At 45.0% G+C, this 1,881-nt stretch carries 4 protein-coding genes; all 4 read left to right on the top strand.

Going from position 1 to position 1,881, the window contains the following annotated elements; translation table 11 throughout:
- The first annotated feature begins 3 nt into the window (after positions 1-3).
- On the top strand, positions 4-174 hold the full coding sequence (locus A3729_RS34640) for a hypothetical protein (RefSeq protein ID WP_369820138.1): 171 nt from the start codon (positions 4-6) through the stop codon (positions 172-174).
- Positions 175-205: 31 nt separating this feature from the next.
- Positions 206-529 (top strand): YbeD family protein, encoded by a 324-nt coding sequence (locus tag A3729_RS16235; RefSeq protein WP_082865051.1) that lies wholly within the window; start codon positions 206-208, stop codon positions 527-529.
- A gap of 89 nt (positions 530-618) precedes the next feature.
- Entirely contained in the window at positions 619-1,242 is a 624-nt protein-coding gene (gene lipB / locus A3729_RS16230; protein ID WP_231872205.1) for a lipoyl(octanoyl) transferase LipB, read from the top strand.
- A gap of 32 nt (positions 1,243-1,274) precedes the next feature.
- Positions 1,275-1,881, top strand: a 607-nt coding sequence (locus A3729_RS16225) for a lipoyl synthase (protein WP_156497976.1), incomplete at its 3' end; no start/stop codon positions are given.

Here is a 1,881-nt window from a genome sequence, read left to right as displayed (position 1 = left end):
GTAATTGAAGCGCCTGTTGCCGTGGGACAAGAATACGGCCGCTTACTTGTGTCTCTTGACGGTAAAGTAATTGTTGATGAAGCTTTAGTAGCTTTGGAGCCCGTGCCCGAGGGTGGCTTCTTTAAACGCCTGTTGGATATGATTAAGTTGTTTTTCATTGGTTTGTTTTCTTAATGAAAATTAGTTCTTGGTTGGAGGTAGTGTGATGATAAAGAAACCTGTGATACTGAGTAACTCTTCAGCTAAAGGTCTATCAGCTTCTTCATCTGAAGATGAAGTTAAAATAGAGTTTCCTTGTGATTATCCGATTAAAGCAATTGGTTCTAATAATATTGATTTGAAAGCTTTGGTGATTGAAACCGTTAAGGTTCATGCTCCAGACCTGGATGAGAATCGGGTTACCTTGAATGAAAGCAGCAAGGGAACCTTCGTCTCGGTGCGTTTTCATATATACGCGACTGGCGAAGCTCAGTTAAAAGCGATACATGAAGCCTTGATGGCGACTGGCCATATAAAAATGGTTATCTAGTCTGGCATGTTGATCTGAGGGCGATAGCGATGACAGAGAAAGCTCAAAACTCAAATGGCCCAGCGTTTGGCCAGCATTTACAAGTAAAAATGTTACACGGTCTCCAGCCTTATGAAAAAGTCTGGCGAGCAATGCAGGAATTTACCGACCAGCGCGACGAGCAGACCGAAGATGAAATATGGGTGCTGCAGCATGAGCCTGTTTTCACGCAAGGGCAGGCCGGAAAAGAAGAGCATATTCTAGCGCCAGGAGATATTCCTGTTGTACCTGTCGACCGGGGTGGTCAGGTTACCTATCATGGCCCGGGACAACTTGTAATTTATCTTATGCTCGATATAAACCGTATGGGAATTGGTGCTCGAGACCTTGTTTCTAGAATAGAGCAGGCTTTGGTCAATATGTTGGCCTTATACGGTATTCAGGCTGCACCTAAAAAAGATGCTCCCGGTGTTTATGTGGGAGAAGATAAAATTGCTTCACTGGGCTTGCGTATCAGGCATGGGCGTTCGTTTCATGGTTTGAGTCTCAATATCGATATGAACCTTGAGCCTTTTGGGCGTATTAACCCTTGTGGCTATCAAGATCTCAAAATGGTTCAGCTGTGTGATTTCCAAGAAGATGTTGCTGTTGAGAGAGCGGCAGGTTGCTTGGTTAATGAGCTGCGAAAGTCTTTTTCCTATGACGATATTGTTATGGAATATAAAGACAGTTAATTGCTCAAAATTAAATTTAGTAGAAGGTAGTTATGACAGATTCTCCCAAGGGTAGTGCCGACGCGAAGACAGGCAGTAGTGCTAAGACGATTAAGCGAGCTGTGCAGGGTGAAAAGCTTCGTGGCGCCGAGAAGGTCGCCAGAATACCCGTTAAAGTCATTCCTACTGAAAAAATGCCACGAAAGCCAGACTGGATTCGCGTTCGGGTTCCGGCAACCCCAAAGATTGATGAGATAAAGGGTAAGCTACGTAAGCATAAACTACATAGTGTTTGTGAAGAGGCTTCTTGCCCGAATTTGGGAGAGTGCTTCGGCGGCGGCACCGCTACCTTCATGATAATGGGGGATATATGTACTCGACGATGTCCGTTTTGCGATGTTGCTCACGGTCGTCCCAAGCCACTTGCTGAAAACGAACCTCGTGAGTTAGCGATTGCAATTGCAGATATGGCTTTGCGTTATGTTGTGATTACCTCCGTAGATCGTGACGATTTGCGTGATGGTGGTGCTCAGCACTTTGCTGATTGTGTAAACGAAATCAGAGAACGTAGCAGCGATATTGAAATTGAGATATTAGTGCCAGACTTTCGTGGCCGTATGGAAGTTGCGCTCGATATCCTAAAGCAAACACCGCCAGATG

The organism is Oleiphilus sp. HI0043, from assembly GCF_001634935.1.
The sequence above is the reverse complement of the archived record's forward strand: the minus strand, read 5'-3'. Positions and strand labels throughout refer to the sequence as shown.

Excerpts from the sequence above, each read along its gene's own strand:
- A3729_RS16235 (WP_082865051.1), top strand. The coding sequence starts at position 206 with ATGATAAAGAAACCTGTGATACTGAGTAACTCTTCAGCTAAAGGTCTA.
- lipB (WP_231872205.1), top strand. The coding sequence starts at position 619 with ATGTTACACGGTCTCCAGCCTTATGAAAAAGTCTGGCGAGCAATGCAG.